Annotated in this window: 20 protein-coding genes; 9 read left to right on the top strand and 11 right to left on the bottom strand. The window is 72.7% G+C overall.

The annotated features are described in order from the left end of the window. Window positions 1–43: 43 nt before the first annotated feature. Window positions 44–997, top strand: coding sequence for a sulfotransferase family protein (locus ACVW2K_RS05335; protein ID WP_036569601.1), 954 nt, complete (start codon window positions 44–46; stop codon window positions 995–997). Here ACVW2K_RS05335 and ACVW2K_RS05330 read toward each other — a convergent pair. Continuing rightward, window positions 994–1,884, bottom strand: coding sequence for a hypothetical protein (locus ACVW2K_RS05330; protein WP_457201803.1), 891 nt, complete (start codon window positions 1,882–1,884; stop codon window positions 994–996). The genes ACVW2K_RS05335 and ACVW2K_RS05330 overlap by 4 nt on opposite strands. Before the next feature lie 115 nt (window positions 1,885–1,999). Here ACVW2K_RS05330 and ACVW2K_RS05325 point away from each other — a divergent pair, with 115 nt between their 5' ends. Next, a complete protein-coding gene (locus ACVW2K_RS05325; protein ID WP_457201802.1) occupies window positions 2,000–2,614 on the top strand; it encodes a hypothetical protein in 615 nt (204 codons plus the stop codon). On the opposite strand, the gene ACVW2K_RS05320 is transcribed toward ACVW2K_RS05325, so the two are convergent. Then, a complete protein-coding gene (locus ACVW2K_RS05320) occupies window positions 2,611–2,883 on the bottom strand; it encodes an acylphosphatase (protein ID WP_457201801.1) in 273 nt (90 codons plus the stop codon). The two genes, ACVW2K_RS05325 and ACVW2K_RS05320, sit on opposite strands and share 4 nt — an antisense overlap. A gap of 31 nt (window positions 2,884–2,914) precedes the next feature. On the opposite strand from ACVW2K_RS05320, the gene ACVW2K_RS05315 reads away from it, so the two are divergent. Then, complete coding sequence (locus ACVW2K_RS05315) at window positions 2,915–4,354, top strand: MFS transporter (protein WP_457201800.1); 1,440 nt, start codon at window positions 2,915–2,917, stop codon at window positions 4,352–4,354. On the opposite strand, the gene purB is transcribed toward ACVW2K_RS05315, so the two are convergent. The 4 genes from purB to ACVW2K_RS05295 are packed head-to-tail and all read right to left on the bottom strand — an operon-like array spanning window position 4,302 to window position 9,200. Continuing rightward, on the bottom strand, window positions 4,302–5,732 hold the full coding sequence (purB, locus tag ACVW2K_RS05310) for an adenylosuccinate lyase (protein ID WP_457201799.1): 1,431 nt from the start codon (window positions 5,730–5,732) through the stop codon (window positions 4,302–4,304). The genes ACVW2K_RS05315 and purB overlap by 53 nt on opposite strands. 28 nt (window positions 5,733–5,760) lie before the next feature. After that, window positions 5,761–7,002: a phosphoribosylamine--glycine ligase gene (gene purD / locus ACVW2K_RS05305; protein WP_457201798.1), complete on the bottom strand. Its 1,242-nt coding sequence runs from the start codon at window positions 7,000–7,002 to the stop codon at window positions 5,761–5,763. A gap of 11 nt (window positions 7,003–7,013) precedes the next feature. After that, window positions 7,014–7,883 (bottom strand): catalase, encoded by an 870-nt coding sequence (locus ACVW2K_RS05300; protein WP_457201797.1) that lies wholly within the window; start codon window positions 7,881–7,883, stop codon window positions 7,014–7,016. An 18-nt stretch (window positions 7,884–7,901) separates the two neighbouring features. Beyond that, the gene (locus tag ACVW2K_RS05295) at window positions 7,902–9,200 is read right to left on the bottom strand and encodes an adenylosuccinate synthase (RefSeq protein WP_028636655.1); all 1,299 of its coding nucleotides are present in this window, start codon (window positions 9,198–9,200) and stop codon (window positions 7,902–7,904) included. Between the two features lie 114 nt (window positions 9,201–9,314). Between ACVW2K_RS05295 and ACVW2K_RS05290 the strand changes: the two genes are divergently transcribed. Continuing rightward, on the top strand, window positions 9,315–10,196 hold the full coding sequence (locus ACVW2K_RS05290) for a diacylglycerol/lipid kinase family protein (protein WP_028636656.1): 882 nt from the start codon (window positions 9,315–9,317) through the stop codon (window positions 10,194–10,196). 16 nt (window positions 10,197–10,212) lie between these two features. Here the strand turns inward: ACVW2K_RS05290 and ACVW2K_RS05285 are convergent, their stop codons facing one another. Then, window positions 10,213–11,208: a LuxR C-terminal-related transcriptional regulator gene (locus ACVW2K_RS05285; RefSeq protein ID WP_457201796.1), complete on the bottom strand. Its 996-nt coding sequence runs from the start codon at window positions 11,206–11,208 to the stop codon at window positions 10,213–10,215. A gap of 275 nt (window positions 11,209–11,483) precedes the next feature. Between ACVW2K_RS05285 and lysS the strand changes: the two genes are divergently transcribed. Then, window positions 11,484–13,208 (top strand): lysine--tRNA ligase, encoded by a 1,725-nt coding sequence (lysS, locus tag ACVW2K_RS05280; RefSeq protein ID WP_457201795.1) that lies wholly within the window; start codon window positions 11,484–11,486, stop codon window positions 13,206–13,208. Here the strand turns inward: lysS and ACVW2K_RS05275 are convergent. Then, window positions 13,195–13,623 (bottom strand): DUF3151 domain-containing protein, encoded by a 429-nt coding sequence (locus ACVW2K_RS05275; RefSeq protein WP_028636659.1) that lies wholly within the window; start codon window positions 13,621–13,623, stop codon window positions 13,195–13,197. The two genes, lysS and ACVW2K_RS05275, sit on opposite strands and share 14 nt — an antisense overlap. Window positions 13,624–13,660: 37 nt before the next feature. Between ACVW2K_RS05275 and ACVW2K_RS05270 the strand changes: the two genes are divergently transcribed. Continuing rightward, window positions 13,661–15,175 (top strand): DHA2 family efflux MFS transporter permease subunit, encoded by a 1,515-nt coding sequence (locus ACVW2K_RS05270; RefSeq protein WP_051548869.1) that lies wholly within the window; start codon window positions 13,661–13,663, stop codon window positions 15,173–15,175. An 11-nt stretch (window positions 15,176–15,186) separates the two neighbouring features. On the opposite strand, the gene fbaA is transcribed toward ACVW2K_RS05270, so the two are convergent. Then, entirely contained in the window at window positions 15,187–16,218 is a 1,032-nt protein-coding gene (gene fbaA / locus ACVW2K_RS05265; RefSeq protein WP_028636660.1) for a class II fructose-bisphosphate aldolase, read from the bottom strand. Between the two features lie 122 nt (window positions 16,219–16,340). Between fbaA and ACVW2K_RS05260 the strand changes: the two genes are divergently transcribed. Continuing rightward, window positions 16,341–17,180, top strand: coding sequence for a hypothetical protein (locus tag ACVW2K_RS05260; protein WP_457201794.1), 840 nt, complete (start codon window positions 16,341–16,343; stop codon window positions 17,178–17,180). After that, window positions 17,177–17,668 carry a SigE family RNA polymerase sigma factor gene (locus ACVW2K_RS05255; RefSeq protein WP_028636662.1) on the top strand — a complete coding sequence of 164 codons (492 nt, stop codon included), beginning with the start codon at window positions 17,177–17,179 and terminating at the stop codon, window positions 17,666–17,668. The genes ACVW2K_RS05260 and ACVW2K_RS05255 overlap by 4 nt, the downstream gene beginning before the upstream one ends. 12 nt (window positions 17,669–17,680) lie before the next feature. On the opposite strand, the gene ACVW2K_RS05250 is transcribed toward ACVW2K_RS05255, so the two are convergent. After that, window positions 17,681–18,325, bottom strand: coding sequence for a TrmH family RNA methyltransferase (locus ACVW2K_RS05250; RefSeq protein WP_457204047.1), 645 nt, complete (start codon window positions 18,323–18,325; stop codon window positions 17,681–17,683). Between the two features lie 86 nt (window positions 18,326–18,411). Between ACVW2K_RS05250 and ACVW2K_RS05245 the strand changes: the two genes are divergently transcribed. Further along, complete coding sequence (locus ACVW2K_RS05245; protein WP_231496151.1) at window positions 18,412–19,140, top strand: DedA family protein; 729 nt, start codon at window positions 18,412–18,414, stop codon at window positions 19,138–19,140. Here the strand turns inward: ACVW2K_RS05245 and pyrE are convergent, their stop codons facing one another. Next, window positions 19,141–19,668: an orotate phosphoribosyltransferase gene (gene pyrE / locus ACVW2K_RS05240; RefSeq protein WP_457201793.1), complete on the bottom strand. Its 528-nt coding sequence runs from the start codon at window positions 19,666–19,668 to the stop codon at window positions 19,141–19,143. Window positions 19,669–19,697: the final 29 nt, after the last annotated feature.

The following is a 19,697-nucleotide window of genomic DNA, read 5'->3' as shown; positions in this document are numbered from 1 at the left end:
AGGACCGCTGTTTGATGTATTCCTATCGGGTTACTGTAGTTCCGTGCATCCCGACTTCCTGATCGTCGGCGCCCCCAAGGCGGGAACCACGGCGCTGCACGCCGCACTGTCCCAGCACCCCGAGGTGTTCGTGACGACGCCGAAGGAGCCGAAGTTCTGGCTCTGCGACGGCGCCCCTCCCCCGGCCTGGCGCGGGCCGGGCGACGCCCACTCGCAGCGGGAGTGGGTGTGGCGGGCGGACGAGTACGCCGCGCTCTTCGCGCCGGCCCGACCCGGACGGGCGCGCGGCGAGAGCACGCCGTTCTACCTCTGGAGCCGCGGCGCGCACCGGCGGATCGCCGAGGCGCTGCCCGACGTACGCCTGATCGCCGTCGTGCGCGACCCGATCGACCGCGCGTACTCGAACTGGATGCACCTGTGGTCCGACGGCCTTGAGCAGGTGGCGGACTTCGACACGGCGTTCGCCCTGGAGGACGAGCGCGTGCGCGCCGGCTGGGCGCCCTTCTGGCGCTATCGCGAGCTCGGACGGTACGGCGAGCAGCTCGACCACCTGGTCCGGTACGTCGATCCCGATCGGGTGCTGGTGATGCGGTACCGCGACATCGTCGACGACCCGCCGGCCGCGGTGGACCGGGCGTGCCGGTTCCTCGGCATCACGCCCGGGATGGTCGCGACGATCCCGCGCGACAACGCCCGGTCGTTCGTCGAGCCGGGCTGGCGGCCGCGGGTCCTGGGCCCGGCGGTGCGAGCGGGCGCCTGGGCGGGCCAGTTCGTGCGACCCGAGGTGTGGCGACGCGCGAGCGAGCCGTTCGTGCGCCGGTTGACCGGCCCGGGAGCCGGTCCGCGCCCGCGCCTGAGCGAGGAGCAGCGGGCGCGACTGCTCCCGGCGTTCGCCGACGACGTCGCACTGCTCTCGGAGCTGACCGGCGAGGACTTCTCGGACTGGCTGTCGACCGAGAGCCGCGGCTCGTTCGACGAGCGGCGCAAGGGCGCCTAGCGTACCAGCGTCACCAGGTCGTGCGCGCCGTCCGGACGGGCCGCCTCGACGTAGAAGCGGGTGCGCCCGTCGGGCAGCGGTACGGCCGACGCGTAGCGCCACGCGCCGTCGGAGAACGGCGAGGCCACCGGGTCCTCGTCGTCGGCGACCAGCCGGATGCCGTCCCACCGGGCGACGCCCGTGGTCTCGTGCCAGTTCGACGCGGCATCGGGCCGGCCGTCGTACAGGACGGTCAGCGGCTGCTGCGCGACGACCGCGGTCACCCGGGCACCGCGGGCGTCCCACCTGCCCGGGCGGCCGGCGAGCACCTCGCCCTGGTCGTCCCACGCCAGCCCGTCGGCGCTGGTGAGCAGGCGCGTGGCCATCCGGTCCTCCTGGCCGGCCTCGGTGAGCGGGTGGCAGCACAGCCACATCTGCCAGCCGCCGGGCGTCTGCTCGACGACCGGGTCCTTCACGGCCAGCGCGTCGTCGCCCGGCAGCACCACCTGGCGCTCGCCGGACGGCAGCCCGTCGGGCGACGCGGCCGTGAGGCTGTCGACCCACCAGTGCTTGGAGTCCGGTGTCGCGCAGGACAGGTAGAGGCGCCAGCGGCCGTCCGGCAGCGCGACCAGCACCGGGCGCTCGAAGGACTCGCACCCCAAGGCCTCGCGATGCACCTCCGCGACCGGCTCGAGCGTGACGCCGTCGGCCGAGCGCGCCACCACCACCGACACGCCCCGACCCTCGGTGAGCGGTCGCCGGACCCGGTAGGTCAGCCAGAAGGTGCCGTCGACGAGGACCGCGCTCGCGGCGCCGGCCCAGTTGCCCGGGCCGGCGTCCGGCGCCGGCACCACGACCCGGACGCCCTCGTCGTACGACGGGACGGGGGGCAGCGTCTCCACGGACATGCGACCAGCATAGTCGACTCTTCGAGTCGACTATGGGACCGGCGGCCGGAGGAGGTCCGGCCGATGCCGGGGGTGCCGGTGAGGGCGCGCCCCGGCGTTTGGCACAGTGAGGCCCATGCCGGAGTCAGCTGACGAGGTCTACGCCCGGGTCCTGGCCGCCGCAGCGGACGGGCGACTGCCCGTCCCCGCGATGAGCAGCTGGGACATCTACCCGTGGGAGAGCGCCGGCGGCGGCGTGGTCCCGAAGCAGCTGCGCGCACCGGGGACCGAGCAGCCCCGGGAGGGCGAGCCGGGCGGGAAGCCCTGCTGGGCCTGCGACGGGTTCTCGCCGGAGCGGATCGTCTGGGAGGACGAGCACTGGGTGCTGACGTCGGAGCCGGAGCCGAGCGGCCTCCCGCTGGTGCTGGTGCTGTGGACCCGGGAGCACTACGACGTCGGGGACTTCGACGACGAGCACGCCGCGGAGCTCGGCCGGATCGCGAACCGGCTGGTCCGGATCGTGGAGGCGATGCCGGGCATCGGCCGCGTGCACGTCAACCGCTGGGGCGACGGCTCCTCGCACTCCCACGTCTGGTTCTTCGCCCGTCCGCAGGGGTTCGACCAGATCAAGGGGTCCTACGCCGTGGAGTGGGACGAGATCCTGCCGCCGGTGCCCCGGGACGTCTGGCGCGCGGACCTGCACACCGTCGCGACCAAGCTCGCGAACTGGGGCGGCACCGCCCGCGCCTAGTACCGGGTCCGGAACTCCGTCGCCCCGGTGTCGGACGCCGGCCGCGCCTCGACGTGGTCGACGTGCGCGAGGCTCGGGCCGTCGCCCGCCCAGCGGACGAAGTCCTCGACGGCCCCCTCGCCGCCCTCGACGTGGATCGCGACCGAGCCGTCGGGCTCGTTGCGCACCCAGCCGGCGACCCCGAGCCGGGCGGCCTCGCGCTCGGCGTACATCCGGAACGAGACGCCCTGCACGCGGCCGGTCACGGTGAGGTCCAGGGCAGTCCGCATGCCGCCATCCTGCCGCGGGAACCCTGACCGGGTGGACGACGAGGGGGCGCACCCGGAGCGCTGGCGGATCCTCGCCGTCTCCCTCGTCATCGGGTTCATGGCCCTGCTCGACGTCACGATCGTCAACGTCGCGATCCCGTCGATCCAGTCGGGGCTGGGTACGTCCGCCGCGACCGTGCAGTGGGTGGTGTCCGGCTACGCGCTCGCCTTCGGCCTGACCCTGGTGACCGGCGGCCGCCTCGGTGACGCGTACGGCCGGCGCACGATGATGCTCATCGGGCTGGCCGGGTTCCTCGCGGCCAGCGCCGGCGTCGGCCTCGCCCCGACGGCGATCTGGGTGGTCGTCGGCCGGCTCGTGCAGGGCGCGAGCGCCGGCCTGCTGACCCCGCAGAACTCCGGGATCATCCAGGAGCTGTTCCGGGGCCGGGAGCGGGCGCGCGCGTTCGGGATGTTCGGGCTCGTGGTGTCGATCTCGTCGGCCACCGGACCGGTGCTCGGCGGGCTGATCATCGCGGTGTTCGGCGAGGAGCACGGGTGGCGCTACATCTTCCTGGTCAATGTGCCGATCGGGCTGGTCGCGATGGTCGCGGTCTGGCGGATGGTGCCGCAGCGTCCCCGCGACCAGCGCGAGACCGGAGCCCGGCTCGACCTGGCCGGCGCGGCCCTGCTCGGCATCACGGTGCTGTGCATCCTGCTGCCGACCGTGAACGCCGAGGGCGGCCACCTGCTGCCGCTGGTGCTGCTGCTCGCCGTGCCGGTCTTCGGCTGGCTGTTCGTGCGCCGGGAGGCCGGGCTGGTACGCCGGGGCGGCGCACCCCTGCTCGACGTCGGCCTGCTGCGGCGTACTCCCGGGTACGCGAGCGGCGTCGCCGTCGGGACCCTGTACTTCACCGGGTTCACCGGCTTCTTCCTCGTGCTGTCGGTCTACTACCAGGACGAGCTCGGGCTGTCGGCGCTGCAGGCGGGTCTGCTCCTGTGCCCGTTCGCCGTCGGGTCCGCGATCACCGCGCCCCTGTCCGGACGCGTGGTGTCGGACCTCCACCGCCGGGTCACCGTGGCCGCGATCTCGGTGATGATGGCGGGCGTCGTGCTGGTGGCGGTGCTCGTGCCGGCGGTCGTGACCGACCGGCTGTGGCTGGTCGCGGTGCCGGTGACGTTCCTGGCCGGTCTCGGCGGCGGAGGTGTGGTGTCGCCGAACATGACCCTGTCCCTGGAGGACGTGCCGCCCCGCATGGGCGGAGCGGCCGGCGGCGCCCTCCAGACCGGCCAGCGGATCGGCTCCTCCATCGGAGCCGCGCTGTCGATGACCGTCTACCAGCTGACGCTCTCAGCGGTCGACGGCGGCGCGGCGCTGCGGGCCGCTCTCGGCACCGGGCTGGTGCTGCTGGCGGCCGCGCTCGCGGCCGCGGTCGCCGCGGCTAGAGGATCGCGCCCGGCGAGTACGCCGCAGCCGCAGGATGCCGCGCCGTGACCTCGGCGACCCGGCGTACGACGGCCTCGACCTGGTCGACCGCCGCACCGGTGAAGGTGATCGGCTCCGCGACCAGCGTCGTGAGCTGGTCGGCGGTGAGGCCGAGGCGCTCGTCGGCGGCCAGCCGCGCGAAGACGTCGTTCTCGGCCTGGCCCTTGCGCATGTCGAGGGCGGTGCCGACCGCGGCCTCCTTGATCGCCTCGTGCGCGGCCTCGCGGCCGACGCCGTTGCGGACCGCGGCCATCAGCACCTTGGTGGTCGCCAGGAACGGCAGGTAGCGGTCCAGCTCGCGCTGGATCACGGCCGGGAACGCGCCGAACTCGTCGAGCACGGTCAGGAACGTCTCGAACAGGCCGTCCGCCGCGAAGAACGCGTCCGGCAGGGCGACCCGGCGTACGACGGAGTCCGAGACGTCGCCCTCGTTCCACTGGTCGCCGGTGAGCTCGCTGACCATCGAGAGGTGGCCGCGGAGCACGACCGCCAACCCGTTGACCCGCTCGCAGGAGCGACTGTTCATCTTGTGCGGCATGGCCGACGAGCCGACCTGGCCCTCCTGGAAGCCCTCGGTTACCAGCTCGTTGCCGGCCATCAGCCGGATCGTGGTCGCCAGGTTCGAGGGGCCCGCCACCAGCTGCACGAGCGCGGAGACCACGTCGAAGTCGAGGCTGCGCGGGTAGACCTGGCCGACGCTGGTCAGCACGTGCTCGAAGCCCAGGTGGTGCGCGACCCGCTCCTCGAGCTGCTGGAGCCGCGCGGTGTCCCCGTCGAGCAGGTCGAGCATGTCCTGCGCGGTGCCCATCGGGCCCTTGATGCCGCGCAGCGGGTAGCGCGCGAGCAGTTCCTCGACGCGGGCCAGGCCGATCAGCATCTCGTCGGCGATCGTCGCGAATCGCTTGCCGAGCGTGGTCGCCTGCGCCGCCACGTTGTGGCTGCGCCCGGCCATCACGGTGGCTTCGTGCTCCGCCGCCAGGCGGGCAAGACGGGCCAGGGTCGCGACCGCGCGGTCGCGGACCAGCGCGAGCGACTGCCGCACCTGGAGCTGCTCGACGTTCTCGGTGAGGTCGCGGCTGGTCATGCCCTTGTGGATGTGCTCGTGACCGGCGAGCGCCGAGAACTCCTCGATCCGCGCCTTCACGTCGTGCCGGGTCACCCGCTCGCGGGCCGCGATCGACGCGAGGTCGACCCCCTTCTCCCCGAGCTCGACGACGCCCCGGTACGCCTCGACGACACCGTCCGGCACCTCGATGCCGAGGTCGCGCTGCGCCTCCAGCACCGCGACCCAGAGCTGCCGCTCCAGCACGACCTTGTGCTCCGGCGACCAGATCTGCGCGAGCCCGGCAGACGCGTAGCGGGTGGCGAGGACGTTGGGGACGGTCACGGGGCGTCATTCTCCCACGCGCGTCGAGTCACGACTCGACGTGGGCGGCGATGTCGGAGCGGTGCTGGGCGCCGGGGAACGAGATCGCGGCGACACCGTCGTACGCCGAGGCGCGGGCCGCCTGCACGTCCCCACCGGTCGCGACCACGGCGAGCACCCGACCGCCCGCGGTGACCAGGTCGGCACCGTCGAGGGCGGTGCCGGCGTGGATGACGTGCACCCGGTCGAGCGACCCGGCGGCGTCGGTGCCGGTGATCACGTCGCCCCGCGAGGCCGACTCGGGGTAGCCGGCCGAGGCCATCACGACCGCGACGGCGGCGCCGTCCTTCCACACCGGCGCCGGCACGGCCGCGAGGGTGCCCGTCGCGGCGCCCATCAGCAGCGGGGACAGCGGCGCATCGAGGAGGGCCAGCAGCGGCTGGGTCTCCGGGTCGCCCCAGCGCGCGTTGAACTCGATCACCCGGGTGCCGCGCGAGGTCAGCGCGAGGCCGGCGTACAGGAGACCCGAGAACGGCGTGCCGCGGCGCGCCATCTCGTCGACGGTCGGCTGGAGCACGTCGCGCAGCACCTCGCCGACCAGGCCCTCGGGCGCCCACGGGAGCGGGGTGTAGGCGCCCATCCCCCCGGTGTTGGGGCCGGCGTCGCCGTCGAAGATCCGCTTGAAGTCCTGGGCCGGCTGCAGCGGGTAGACGGTCGTGCCGTCGGTGATCGCGAACAGCGAGACCTCGGGGCCGTCGAGGTACTCCTCCACCACCACGCGGTCACAGCCGGCGGCGTGTGCGAGCGCGTCCTCGCGGGAGCTCGTCACCACCACGCCCTTCCCGGCAGCCAGGCCGTCGTCCTTCACGACGTACGGCGGTCCGAACCGGTCCAGGGCCGAGGCGACCTCGCTGACCGAGGAACAGAGGACAGCTGCGGCCGTCGGCACCGAGGCGGCCTCCATGACGGCCTTGGCGAACGCCTTCGACCCCTCGAGCTGCGCGGCGGCACCGGACGGGCCGAACACCGCGATCCCCTTGTCGCGCACGGCGTCCGCGACCCCCGCCACCAGCGGGGCCTCCGGACCGACGACCACGAGGTCGACGCCGAGGGACACCGCGAGCTCGGCGACGGCCGGGCCCGACATCGGGTCGACGTCGTGCAGCGTCGCAACGGCGGCGATGCCCGGGTTGCCCGGGGCGGCGTGCACCTCGGTGACGCCGGGGTCGTGCGCGAGCGCGCGGGCGAGGGCGTGCTCGCGGCCGCCGGTGCCGATGAGGAGGGTCTTCACGTGCGACAACCCTAGGTGCGGCGGTCGATGGACTCGGAGTAGGCCGAGGGGCGATACCGCAGGATCGGGTCGTCGGAGAGCTCGATCCCGTCGACGACGCGGGCCGGGTCGAACACGACCGGGTCCTGGTCCGGCAGCTCCCCGGTGACCTCGATGGTCCCGCCGAGCAGCTCGCGGGCGTGCTTCCAGACCGACACCGCGCTGTGCGGGTCGTCGCCGTCGCCGGCGACCTGGAGGCGTACGTCGAAGCGCACCGGCCCGCTCGCGAGCCTGGCCGCCATCTCCTCGAACAGCCGGTCGGGACCGGCGTACGTCCCGCTCGGCGGCCCGGCGTGCTGTGCGACGAACCGGTAGCGCACCCAGCTCAGCCGGTCGTCGGCGTCGCGCCAGCCGTACGCGTGGATCGGGTAGTACGTCGGCTGGGTGAAGCTCGTGTGCGAGGCGACCGCCTTGCTGCGCAGGCCGTCCAGCATCGCGCCCGCCATCCGAGGGTGCCGGAGCATGAACAGCGGGACCAGCACGGGCTTGCGCGACGCCTCGGTCATCGCGACGAACTCTTCCGGGCTGTCGGTCGGAAACCGCCGCGCGGTCTGGCCGAGCAGGTCGGTCTCCGTGCCGTCGGGGAGCCGGAACTTGACGGCCATGCCCCGGATGTCGGGCGCCTTGTCCGGCACCTCGGCGTCGCCGCCGGCGTTCGACCAGCGCACCAGTACCGGCACCGGCTCACCCGTCAGGTGCCCGGCGCGGCCGAGGGCCGCGGCCTCCGGGGCGGCGGTGAAGGTGCCGGCGTAGAAGCGACCTTTCGCGTGCAGCGTGCGGTGCCGGTCCGGGCCGCGGAACGCGGCGCGCAACCGGTCGATGGCGACGACGGGGTCGAGCATGTCCCGGACGCTAGTGGGTCAGACGAGCTCGTGTCTCACGACGGTCGCTTCGCGCGACGGCCCGACGCCGACGGCCGAGATGCGTGCTCCGGACATCGCCTCGACGGCCTCGACGTACGCACGCGCGTTCGCCGGCAGGTCCTCGAACGTGCGCGCGGCGGAGAGGTCCTCCCACCAGCCGTCGAGGTACTCGTAGATCGGTACGGCGTGGTGGAAGTCGGACTGGTTGACCGGCATCTCGTCGTGGCGGGTGCCGTCGACGTCGTAGGCCACGCACACCGGGACCTTCTCGAGGCCGGTCAGCACGTCGAGCTTGGTGAGCACGAAGTCGGTGACGCCGTTGACGCGGGCGGCGTACCGGGCGATGACCGCGTCGTACCAGCCGCAGCGGCGCGGCCGGCCGGTGGTGGTGCCGTACTCGGCGCCGACCTTGCGCAGGTGCTCACCGGCGTCGTCGTTCAGCTCGGTCGGGAACGGGCCCTCGCCGACGCGCGTCGTGTACGCCTTGACGATGCCGATCACCTGGTCCAGCCGGGTCGGCGGGATGCCGGAGCCGGTGCAGGCGCCGCCCGAGGTCGCCGACGACGAGGTCACGAACGGGTAGGTGCCGTGGTCGACGTCCAGCAGCGTGGCCTGCCCGGCCTCGAGCAGCACGATCTCGTCGCGGTCGAGCGCCTGGTTGAGCAGCAGTCCGGTGTCGCAGACCATCGGGGCGAGCCGCTCGGCGTACGCCCGGAGCTCCTCGACGGTCTCGTCGACGGTCGCGGGCCGGCGGTTGTAGATCTTGGTGAGCACCTGGCCCTTGAGGTCGAGGACGCCCTCGACCTTCTGGCGCAGGATCTTCTCGTCGAAGATGTCCTGGATCCGGATGCCGATCCGGTTCATCTTGTCGGCGTACGTCGGCCCGATGCCGCGCCCGGTCGTGCCGATCCGGCGCGAGCCGAGGAACCGCTCGGTGACCTTGTCGAGGGTGCGGTTGTAGTCGGCGATCACGTGCGCGTTCGCGCTGATCCTCAGCCGCGACACGTCGACGCCGCGCGCGACGAGGCCGTCGAGCTCCTCGAACAGCACGGCGAGGTCGACGACGACGCCGTTCCCGATCACCGGGGTGCACCCCGGCGTGAGGATGCCGCTCGGCAGCAGGTGCAACGCGTACTTCTCGCTGCTGCCGTCCTCCTGGCCGATGACGACCGTGTGGCCGGCGTTGTTGCCGCCGTTGAACTTCACGACGTAGTCGACCCGGGAGCCGAGGAGGTCGGTCGCCTTGCCCTTCCCCTCGTCGCCCCACTGGGCACCGATGATGGCGATGGCGGGCATGTGCTGCCTCCTGCGAAACGAGAGAAGCTCCGGCACAACAGCACCGGAGCTCTTGCGGCCAGAGGCTACCAAAGGGTGACCAGACCGTTCGAACGCTCGGATAGGGTCCGCCACGTGGACCCCCTCCTCGTCATCACCAACAGCGAGGCCGGCACCGCGGACGAGGAGAACCTGGCCGCTGCGCTGGCCGTCCTGCGCGAGCGCACGTCCGTGGAGGTGGCTGCGACCTCCAACCCGGGCGAGCTGGACGGCGTCCTGCACCGCGCCGGCTCGCGACCGGTCGTCGTGGCGGGTGGCGACGGCAGCCTGCACGCGGTGATCGCGGCGCTGCACCGCCGGCGCGACCTCGAGCACACCGTGCTCGGGCTGCTGCCCCTGGGCACCGGGAACGACTTCGCCCGCGGCATCGGCATCCCCCTCGACATCGAGGAGGCCGCGAACGTCGTGCTCCGCGGCCGCTCCCGGCCGATGGACCTGATCGTGGACGAGGTCGGCGAGGTGGTCGTCAACAGCGTGCACGTCGGCGTCGGCGCCGAGGCGAGCCGGCGGGCCGTGGGCCTGAAGGAGCGGCTGGGCAGGTTCGGCTACCCGCTGGGTGCGCTGCTCACCGCGCTCGACCCGCCGCTGGTCCGGCTGCGGGTGGAGGTCGACGGCGAGGTCGTCACCGATCTGGACGACCCGGTCCTGATGGTCGCCATCGGCAACGGCTCGTCGGTCGGCGGCGGCACCGAGCTGACGCCGGACGCCGACCCGAAGGACGGCCTGGTCGACGTGCTCGTCTCGCGGTCGACGGGACCGCTGGCCCGGGTGCTGTACACCGTGCGGCTCGGGTTCGCGACCCACCACCACCGCGAGGACGTGTCGTACCGCCGGGGGCGCACGGTCTCGGTCTCGGGAGGCCCGTTCTGGTGCAGCGCGGACGGCGAGATCTACGGCCCGGAGCGGCAGCGGACCTGGCACGTCGAGCCGGCCGCCTACTCGATGCTGCTGCCCTGAGGCGGATCTGGGCAGCTCAGATCCAGCCGCGCCGGGCCGCCTCGACGCCCGCCTGGAAGCGGGAGTCGGCGCCGAGCTCGCTCATCAGGTCGGCGACCCGGCGGCGCACCGTGCGCAGGCTGATCCCGAGCTTGCGGGCGATCTGCTCGTCGCGCTCGCCGGCGGCGAGCTGCTGGAGCAGGAAGCGGCGGCGGTCCGGGCGCCCGGCGACACCGCCGGCGGGTACGGCGGCGCGCTCCCAGAGCAGCTCGAACCACTGCGCCATCGCCTCCACGACCCCCCGCTGCCGGACGACCGCGAGCGGCATGTCGGCGTACCCGAGCGGTTCAGGGAGGACGGCGTGCGAGTCGCCGATCACCAGCATCCGGGTGGGGACCTCGGGGAGCACGCGCACCTGCTCGCCGACCGCGGCCCGGGCCGAGAGCACCTTCGGGTCGCCGACCGCGTGCACCGGATAGATCGCGCGGGACGCCCGGCCGTTCCCGCGGAGCGCCTCGCCGACGAGCCCGGCCATCCGGTCCTCCCGGGGTCCACGCCACTGGTCCGGGCGCAGCCACAGCAGGTCGCCGCTGCTGCCCAGGACCAGCGACCGCACCAGATCGTAGATCTCGGCGCGGTCCGCCGCGGTCACGACCTCGCCGTCGATCGGCAGGCGGCCCTCGTGCTCGGACGGCACCGCCGGCCCCTCCTCCGCCGCGAGAAGCCCGACCGCGTCGGTGATCCCCTCCAGCTGGCGGCGCAGGCGCTGGGCATGCACCGCCTGCGCGGCCACCAGGATCCGCAGCGCCTCGGCCGGGGGCTCCACGAACAGCTGGTCGCCGTCGCGCCGCACGATCCCCGCGCGCAGCAGCGGCGCGATCTCGTCGAGCAGCTCCGCGGGCGTGCGCAGCATGGACGCCGCGAGCCGCTCCAGGTCCCGGCCGGACTGGCTGCGTAGCCGCTGGTAGGTGCGGTCCACCTGCGCCGAGAACCCCAGCGCGGTGAGGACGGACGTCGAGCCGGGCCGGGGCATGGGCGCAGCGTAGCCCGATTGGCAGGTTGGTGACAGCGTCCTCTTGTCCCCCGATGGCAGGGACCGGTCAGTGCGACGATGCGCGTCGCGTCGACGGTCGCGCGCCTCTCGGGGCGCGACGGTCCCGCCACGACCCACATCGGGGGATCGGTCGTGCCGGGGGACGCACAGGACGGGGGCGCCGGTCCGCCACTCGGCGGCGGTTCCGGCGCCCTTCTCCTGGTTCGGTAGCGTGCCGCTGTCCCCGAACCCCCACAGCAGGAGCTGCGACCGCGATGGCACGAGGCAACCAGGGCGACCCCACCGACTGGGTGACCCGGGCGGCCGACGACACGATCCGCCACGCCCAGCAGCAGTACGGCGAGGGTCTCGCCGGGCACGTCATCACCTGCGCGTCGGGGGCGAGCCCGAGCGGGCCGATCCACCTCGGCAACCTGCGCGAGTTCATCACCCCCCACTTCGTCGCCGAGGAGATCCGCCGCCGCGGGATCGCCGTACGCCACCTGCACAGCTGGGACGACTTCGACCGCTTCCGCAAGGTCCCGGCGGGCGTCGACCCCTCCTGGAGCGAGCACATCGGCCGACCGCTCTCGGCCGTCCCCGACCCGTGGGAGTGCCACGACTCCTGGGCAGAGCACTTCAAGGCACCGCTGCGCGCGGCGCTCGCGGAGCTGGGCGTGGAGATGGAGGAGGTCTCGCAGACCGAGCAGTACCGCGCCGGTGCCTACACCGAGCAGGTCCTCCACGCGATCCGGCACCGCGACGTCATCGAGGAGGTGCTGGCCCGGCACCGCACCAAGAAGGCGGAGCCGGCACCGGAGAACGAGCAGGAGGCCGAGGCGCTGGCCGACTCCGTCGCCGACGACGAGGACGACCAGCCGAGCGGCGCGGGCACCCTGGCCCGGTTCCCGTACAAGCCCTACTGCCGCCAGTGCGGACGCGACACCGTGGTGGTCACGGCGTACGACGACGAGACGACCGACCTCTCCTACACCTGCACCTCGTGCGGCTTCACCGGCGTCACCAACGTGGCGACCCAGCACGAGGGCAAGCTGGTGTGGAAGGTCGACTGGCCGATGCGGTGGGCCTACGAGGGCGTCGACTTCGAGCCGGGCGGGCTCGACCACTCCACCCCGGGCTCGTCGTACACCGTCGGCAAGGAGATCGTGAAGCGCGTCTTCGACTTCCGGGCTCCGTCGTACGTCGCCTACGCCTTCGTCGGCTTCGCCGGGGTGCAGAAGATGTCCTCCTCGGCCGGTGGCGTGCCGACGGCCGCCGACGCGCTCACGATCCTCGAGGCGCCGATCCTGCGGTGGCTCTACGTCCGCCGGCAGCCCAAGCAGGCGTTCAACATCGACTTCGGCGCCGAGGTCGTGCGCCTGTACGACGAATGGGACGCGCTCGGCAGGAAGGCCGCCGATCCCTCGCGGCGCGATGCCCAGGTGCTCGCGTTCGAGCGGGCCTCGGCGACCTCGAGCGCGGGGACCCTGCCGACCCCCGCCGTGGTCGCGCCGTTCCGGTTGCTCTCGTCGGTCGCCGACGTCACGGCGGGCAGCGCCGAGCTGATCAGCCGGATCGTCGGCGACGTCGGCCACGAGCACGCGTCGGTCCAGGACCTCGAGCCGCGGCTGACCAAGGCGATGACGTGGGTGTCGGACTACGTGCCGAGCGAGGACCGGACGACCGTCCGGTCGTCCCCCGACACCGAGCGGCTCGCCGCGCTCAGCGAGGACGAGGAGATCTGGCTGCGCCAGCTGCTCGACCGGCTGCCGGACCAGCTCGAGCTGGACTCGGTCACGGCGCTGATCTACGGCGTGCCCAAGCTGGCGCGCGGGCTCGGCCTCGACGACGCGCCGACCGACGAGGTGAAGCAGGACCAGAAGGACTTCTTCCGGCTGCTCTATCGCCTGCTCGTCGATGCCGACCGCGGGCCGCGGCTGCCCACGCTGTTCCTCGCCCTCGGCGCCGAGAAGGTGCGGGACCTGCTCACTCCTCGCTGAGCAGCTCCGCGTAGCCGGTCGGGCTGGAGTCGCGCAGGAACTCCGCGCAGCGCTCCCACTCGGCGTCCTCGCCGATCGCGCGGGCCGCGAGGGCGAGCAGCGCGAGGCAGGTGAGGAAGCCGCGGTTCGGCTCGTGCTCCCACGGCACCGGCCCGTGGCCCTTCCAGCCGTTGCGGCGCAGCAGGTCCAGGCTGCGGTGGTAGCCGACGCGCGCGTACGCGTAGATCGTCACCGGGTCGTCCTCGGCCTCCGCGGCGAGGGTCGCCAGCGTGGCCCAGGCGAGCGGCGACTCGGGGTGCCGGCGTACGACGTCCATCGCGTCGGCGCCCGGGACCAGGTCGGCCGCGGCCGGGTCCTCGGGGAGGTGCGTGGGCGGGGGTCCCGCCATCAGGTCCGATCCGCTGAACGAGCTCATGGGAGCAATTGTCCACGGTCGGGTGTTAGGTGGACCCGTGACCCAGTCAGCTCCCCCCACCACCACCGACCCGACCGGCGGGAAGGAGCCGTGGCCGGCGCTGTTCGCGCTGTGCATCGGCTTCTTCATGATCCTCGTCGACACCACGATCGTCTCGGTGGCGACACCGGCGATCATCGAGGACCTGCACGCCAGCGTGAACGACGTCGTCTGGGTGACCAGCGCCTACCTGCTGGCCTACGCCGTACCGGTGCTGATCACCGGCCGGCTCGGCGACCGGTTCGGTCCCAAGAACCTCTACATGCTCGGCCTCACAGTCTTCACGCTGGCGTCGCTGTGGTGCGGCCTGACCGGCTCGATCGAGATGCTGATCGCCGCGCGCGTCGTGCAGGGCCTGGGCGCCTCGATGATCACGCCGCAGACGATGGCGATCATCACGCGCATCTTCCCGCCCGAGCGGCGCGGCGCGGCCATGGCGCTGTGGGGCGCCACCGCGGGTGTCGCCACCCTGGTCGGCCCGATCCTCGGCGGCGTGCTCGTCGACGGCTTCGGCTGGGAGTGGATCTTCTTCATCAACGTCCCGGTCGGCTTGGTCGGCTTCGTGCTCGCGCTGCGGCTCGTGCCGAAGCTCCCGACCCACAGCCACCAGTTCGACTGGCTCGGCGTCGCGCTCAGCGGCGCCGGGATGTTCCTCCTCGTCTTCGGCATCCAGGAGGGCCACCAGTACAGCTGGAACGCCACGATCTGGGCGACGATCATCGCCGGCCTCGTGGTGCTCGGCCTCTTCGTGCTCTGGCAGTCCCGCAACCGCAACGAGCCGCTGGTGCCGCTCGGGCTGTTCCGGGACCGCAACTTCTCGCTGGCGAACGTCGCGATCTCGGTGATGGGCTTCTCGATCACCTCGCTGTCGATCCCGATCATGATCTGGGCGCAGGTCGTCCGTGGCCTGAGCCCGACCCGGTCCGCGCTGCTGCTGGTGCCGATGGCGCTGATGACGCTCCTGCTCGCGAAGTTCGTGGGCGGCCTGACCGACCGGCTGCACCCGCGGCTGCTCACCGCGTTCGGCTTCGGCTGCCTGTTCGTCGGCCTGTTGTGCCTGACGTTCGCGATGACGCCGGACACCTCGATCTGGTGGACGGTGCCCCCGATGCTCGTGTTCGGTGTCGGCAATGCGTTCGTCTGGGCGCCGAACAGCGCGACCGCGACCCGCAACCTGCCGGTCCAGCTGGCCGGCGCCGGCTCGGGCGTCTACAACGCCACCCGCCAGGTGGGCGCGGTCCTCGGCTCCGCGGCGATCGCGGTGCTGATCGACTCGCGGCTCGCGGCCGAGGGCCTGCCGTCGTTCAGCGGGGCCGAGGGCTCGGGCTCCGGCGCTCCGCTGCCCCCGGCCGTCGCCCAGGCCTTCAGCGACGCGATGGCCACCGCGGTGCTGCTCCCGGTCGCGGCGTTCGTGCTCGGCTTCCTCGCGGTGCTGTTCTTCGAGAAGCCCCGCCACTCCGGCTACACCGGCGTACCCGCCGCCGGGTCTGCTGCGACGTCCTCGGCCGACTGACCAGCTGGACCTCAGCCCAGCGACTTCCCCGCGGAGCGGAGGTTCTCGCACGCCTCGACGACGCGGGCGGCCATGCCGGCCTCGGCGGCCTTGCCCCAGGCACGGGGGTCGTAGGACTTCTTGTCGCCGACCTCGCCGTCGACCTTGAGGACGCCGTCGTAGTGCTGGAACATGTGCCCGGCGACGGGGCGCGTGAAGGCGTACTGGGTGTCGGTGTCGACGTTCATCTTCACGACGCCGTAGTCGACGGCCGCGCCGATCTCCTCGGCGGACGAGCCGGAGCCGCCGTGGAAGACCAGGTGGAACGGCTTCGAGCCGGGCTCGAGGCCGAACTCGGTGACGACCGCCTCCTGGGCCTCCTGGAGGACCTCGGGACGCAGCTTGACGTTGCCCGGCTTGTAGACGCCGTGCACGTTGCCGAAGGTCAGCGCGGTCATGTAGTAGCCACGGTCGCCGTACCCGAGCGCCCGGGCGGTGGCGATGGCGTCGGCGGGGGTCGAGTAGAGCTTCTCGTTGATCTCGTGCGCGACGCCGTCCTCCTCGCCGCCGACCACGCCGACCTCGATCTCGAGGATCACCTTGGCCTTGATGCAGCGGTCCAGGAGCTCCTCGGCGATGTGCAGGTTCTCCTCCAGGGGTACGGCGGAGCCGTCCCACATGTGCGACTGGAAGAGCGGCGCCTCGCCACGCGCGACCCGCTCCTCGGAGATCGCCAGCAGCGGCCGGACGAAGCCGTCGAGCTTGTCCTGGGGGCAGTGGTCGGTGTGCAGCGCGATGTTCACCGGGTAGTTCTTCGCGACCTCGGCGGCGTACGCCGCGAACGCGACCGAGCCGGCGACCATGTTCTTCACCGTCGGCCCGGAGAGGTAGTCCGCGCCACCGGTGGAGACCTGGATGATGCCGTCGGAGCCGGCCTCGGCGAAGCCCGCGAGCGCCGCATTGAGGGTCTGGGAGGACGACACGTTGATGGCGGGGAACGCGAAGCGGTTCTCCTTGGCCGTGTCGAGCATCTCGGCGTACTTCTCGGGAGTCACGATGGGCATGCTCCGACCCTACTAGCGTCGAGGCGCGGTGCTCACGGGTCGGACGGCGGACGCGGACGCCGCGATCGAGGAAGTCGCGCGGCTCCTGACAACGGATCGGCCGCCTGCTCCGTCCTCCTGACATGGACACCGACATCCGCGACGAGATCGAGCACTCCTTCGGCGACGGGCCGGCGCACCCGCCCGTCGAGGACCAGCTGGCGGCGGGCCGGCGGGCGCTGCGGCGACGCCGGGGTCTCGTGGCGACGGCCGCGTGCGCCGCGATCGTGGCGCTCGGCGCGTCGTACGCCGTCGCCGGCTCCGGGGCGCGCGACGACGCCGGCACGCACATCGCGAACGACCCGACGGGCTCGGCCTCCCCGACGCCGTCGCCCTCCGACGCGGGCTGGGAGGACGACGTCCCGTTCCGCTACGTCGACGGGAAGCTGCAGCTCCGGCCCGGGGTGGTCGTGCACCAGCGCATCGAGAACCCGTACGACTACCAGCCACCGAAGGGGTCAGACGCCCTCGATCTCACCTGGCGCGGCCAGCGCAGCTGGGTCCTCGCGGACCACACCGGCCGCGGCTTCGGCTACAGCGCGACCGTGCCGAGCAACGGCTGGGCGAGCTTCGCCGCCTGGGTCGCCGACCAGGTGGGTGCGGCCGTGCCCGGTGACGACGGGTGGCCCGAGACCGTCCGGCTCGACGACCGGGATGAGGTGGTCGCAGCCGCCGGCGCGCGGATCGTGCAGCGCACCGACGAGCCCCGTCTGGGCGAGAGCTTCGCTTCGCCGGGGACGCGCACCGGCGCCGCGGTCGTCACCGTCGACGGCGACGAGAGGTCCTACTTCGTGGTCTGGCGCGTCGTCGACGGCGAGCTGGACGTGATCACGACGCCGCCGCGGGATGTCGTGGGCGCCACGTTCGAGGAGCTCCTGACATACGCCCGGGCGCAGTACGCCTCGGGCGAGGGCCTCCGGTGAACCGCTCGGCCCGGGACGCGGCGTTCACGGAGTTCGTCCGGGCCCGGCGCACCCACCTGCGCCGGATCGCCTACGCGATCTGCGGCGACTGGCACCGCGCCGACGACCTGGTGCAGACCGCGCTGGTCAAGCTGTACGTCGCCTGGCCGCGGCTGGACCGCGAGGGCCGGGAGGAGGCGTACGTCCGCACCATTATCGTGCGCGCCGACATCGACGAGCACCGGCGGTCCTGGCGGCGGGAGCGGGCCGGCCTGCCCGAGGTCGAGCGGCCGGCCCGGGAGGAGCTGCCGGCAGAGGAGCGGTCCGCGCTGTTCGACGCGCTCCAGGCCCTGCCGACGATGCAGCGGAAGGTCGTGGTGCTGCGGCACTGGCTCGGCCTCTCGGTCGAGGAGACCGCGCACGAGCTGCGGATCAGCCAGGGCACGGTGAAGAGCCACTCGTCCCGTGGGCTGGCGGCGCTCAGGGAGACGCTGGCGGCTCGGGACTGAGTGTCCACCCGGTCACGAGCCGCCCCTCCAGGCCGCGCCGTCGGAGAGGTCGGCGTGCTCGCGCACCCAGGCGTGCATCGCGATGGCGGCGGCAGAGGACGCGTTGATCGACCGCGTGGAGCCGAACTGCGCGATCGAGAAGGTCCCGTCGCACGCCGTCCGCGCGCCCTCGGACAGCCCGGGACCCTCCTGGCCGAAGAGGAAGCAGACCCGGCGCGGCACCGTCGTCGTCTCGAGGTGCAGCGACCCCGGCAGGTTGTCGATGCCGAGCAGCGTCACCTCCCGGTCGTGCAGGTACGCCGCGAGCGCCGGCACGTCGGGGTGGTGGCGGACGTGCTGGTACCGGTCGGTCACCATGGCGCCGCGGCGGTTCCACCGGCGGTTGCCCACGATGTGCACCTCCGCGGCGAGGAACGCGTTCGCGGTCCGCACGATCGTCCCGATGTTGAAGTCGTGCTGCCAGTTCTCGATCGCGACGTGGAAGTCGTGCCGCCGCGTGTCCAGGTCGGCCACGATCGCCTCGACCGTCCAGTACCGGTAGCGGTCCACGACGTTGCGCCGGTCGCCCTCCGCGAGCAGCCGCGCGTCGTACTGCTCCCCCTCCGGCCACGGCCCCTCCCACGGACCGACGCCGACCTCGGGCGGACCGTGCGGCATCGGGTCGTACGGCGCGCGCTCCTCCACGCCGGACACGGTAGGGGATGCTTCATGTCGCGTTCACGTCCGACGGGTACCGTTGTGACGTGATCCCCGCCCTCGTCCCGGCACCGTTGCTGTTGGGCATGGACTGGATGGACCCCAACTGGCTGCTCGACCAGTTCGGCGGGGCCTTCTACTGGATCAGCCTGGTCATCCTGTTCATCGAGTGCGGGCTGTTCTTCCCGTTCCTGCCGGGCGACACGCTGCTGTTCGCCCTGGGGTTGTTCCTCAACTCCGGCCGGATCGACGTGTTCGGCACGCCGCCGGTCGTCGAGGTCCTGATCGCGTTCGTGCTGCTGACGGCCGCGGCCTTCCTGGGCAACGTGGTCGGCTACGAGATCGGCCGGGCGATCGGGCCACCGCTCTACGAGCGCAACGGCCGGCTGCTGAAGAAGAAGTACTTCGACCAGACGGCCGCGTTCTTCGACCGGCACGGCAACAAGGCGCTGGTGATCGGCCGGTTCGTGCCGTTCGTCCGCACCTTCATCACCGTCGTGGCGGGCGTGACCCGGATGGACCGCCGCCGGTTCTTCCTGTGGAGCGCGGTCGGTGCGGTGCTGTGGGTCGGCAGCATCCTGTTCGCCGGATTCACGCTGGGCCACGCGTTCCCGAGCCTCGGCGAGAACATCGACAAGGCGATCCTGGTCATCCTCGCCTTCACGGTCGTCCCGATCGCCTGGGAGCTGTGGCAGCGCAGGCGGCACCGCTCGCGGCGTCGGGCCGACCCGAAGACCTCCGGCGAGCCGACCGCGGCCGAGACCACCGAGGTCTGACTAGGCCCCCTGCGCCGCGTCGAGCTGCGCCTTGGTCAGCACCGCGCGCACCTCGAGCCCGGCGTCGGCCAGCGGGTTCTCACCGACCGGGCTGCGGTCGATGGCGCACACCACGACCTCGACCGTGGCGCCGGCCGCCCGCAGCGCGTCGGTGGCGTCGCGCACGGCGCCGCCCGTGGTGATGACGTCCTCGATCAGCGTCACCCGCCGGCCGGCGACGTCCGGGCCCTCGGCGAGCTTGCAGGTGCCGTACTCCTTGGCCTTCTTGCGCACGAAGAGCGCCGGGCGTCCGGTCAGGCTGCTCACCATGGTCGCGATCGGGATCCCGCCGAGCTCGAGCCCACCGAGCAGGTCGGTGTCCGGCGGCAGCAGCCGGACCATCTCCCGCGCGACCCGCAGCAGCAGGTGGGGGTCGGCCTCGAAGAGGTACTTGTCGAAGTACTCCGTCGCCTGCTGTCCCGAGCGGAGCGTGAACTCCCCGGTCAGTCGGCTGATCGCGTCGATGTCGGCTGCCAGCGTCTCGTCCACGGGCCCGACAATATCGGCGCTACTGTCGG

This window comes from Nocardioides sp. HB32 (assembly GCF_054058995.1).
This window is presented reverse-complemented; position numbering and strand designations above follow the sequence as displayed.

Bases quoted from the DNA above. Each gene is read 5' to 3' on its own strand.
- ACVW2K_RS05330 (WP_457201803.1), bottom strand. From the start codon at position 1,884: ATGTCCGTGGAGACGCTGCCCCCCGTCCCGTCGTACGACGAGGGCGTC.
- ACVW2K_RS05325 (WP_457201802.1), top strand. From the start codon at position 2,000: ATGCCGGAGTCAGCTGACGAGGTCTACGCCCGGGTCCTGGCCGCCGCA.
- ACVW2K_RS05320 (WP_457201801.1), bottom strand. From the start codon at position 2,883: ATGCGGACTGCCCTGGACCTCACCGTGACCGGCCGCGTGCAGGGCGTC.
- ACVW2K_RS05300 (WP_457201797.1), bottom strand. From the start codon at position 7,883: ATGCTCGACCCCGTCGTCGCCATCGACCGGTTGCGCGCCGCGTTCCGC.
- ACVW2K_RS05295 (WP_028636655.1), bottom strand. From the start codon at position 9,200: ATGCCCGCCATCGCCATCATCGGTGCCCAGTGGGGCGACGAGGGGAAG.
- ACVW2K_RS05285 (WP_457201796.1), bottom strand. From the start codon at position 11,208: ATGCCCCGGCCCGGCTCGACGTCCGTCCTCACCGCGCTGGGGTTCTCG.
- lysS (WP_457201795.1), top strand. From the start codon at position 11,484: ATGGCACGAGGCAACCAGGGCGACCCCACCGACTGGGTGACCCGGGCG.
- ACVW2K_RS05275 (WP_028636659.1), bottom strand. From the start codon at position 13,623: ATGAGCTCGTTCAGCGGATCGGACCTGATGGCGGGACCCCCGCCCACG.
- fbaA (WP_028636660.1), bottom strand. From the start codon at position 16,218: ATGCCCATCGTGACTCCCGAGAAGTACGCCGAGATGCTCGACACGGCC.
- ACVW2K_RS05260 (WP_457201794.1), top strand. From the start codon at position 16,341: ATGGACACCGACATCCGCGACGAGATCGAGCACTCCTTCGGCGACGGG.
- ACVW2K_RS05250 (WP_457204047.1), bottom strand. From the start codon at position 18,325: ATGCCGCACGGTCCGCCCGAGGTCGGCGTCGGTCCGTGGGAGGGGCCG.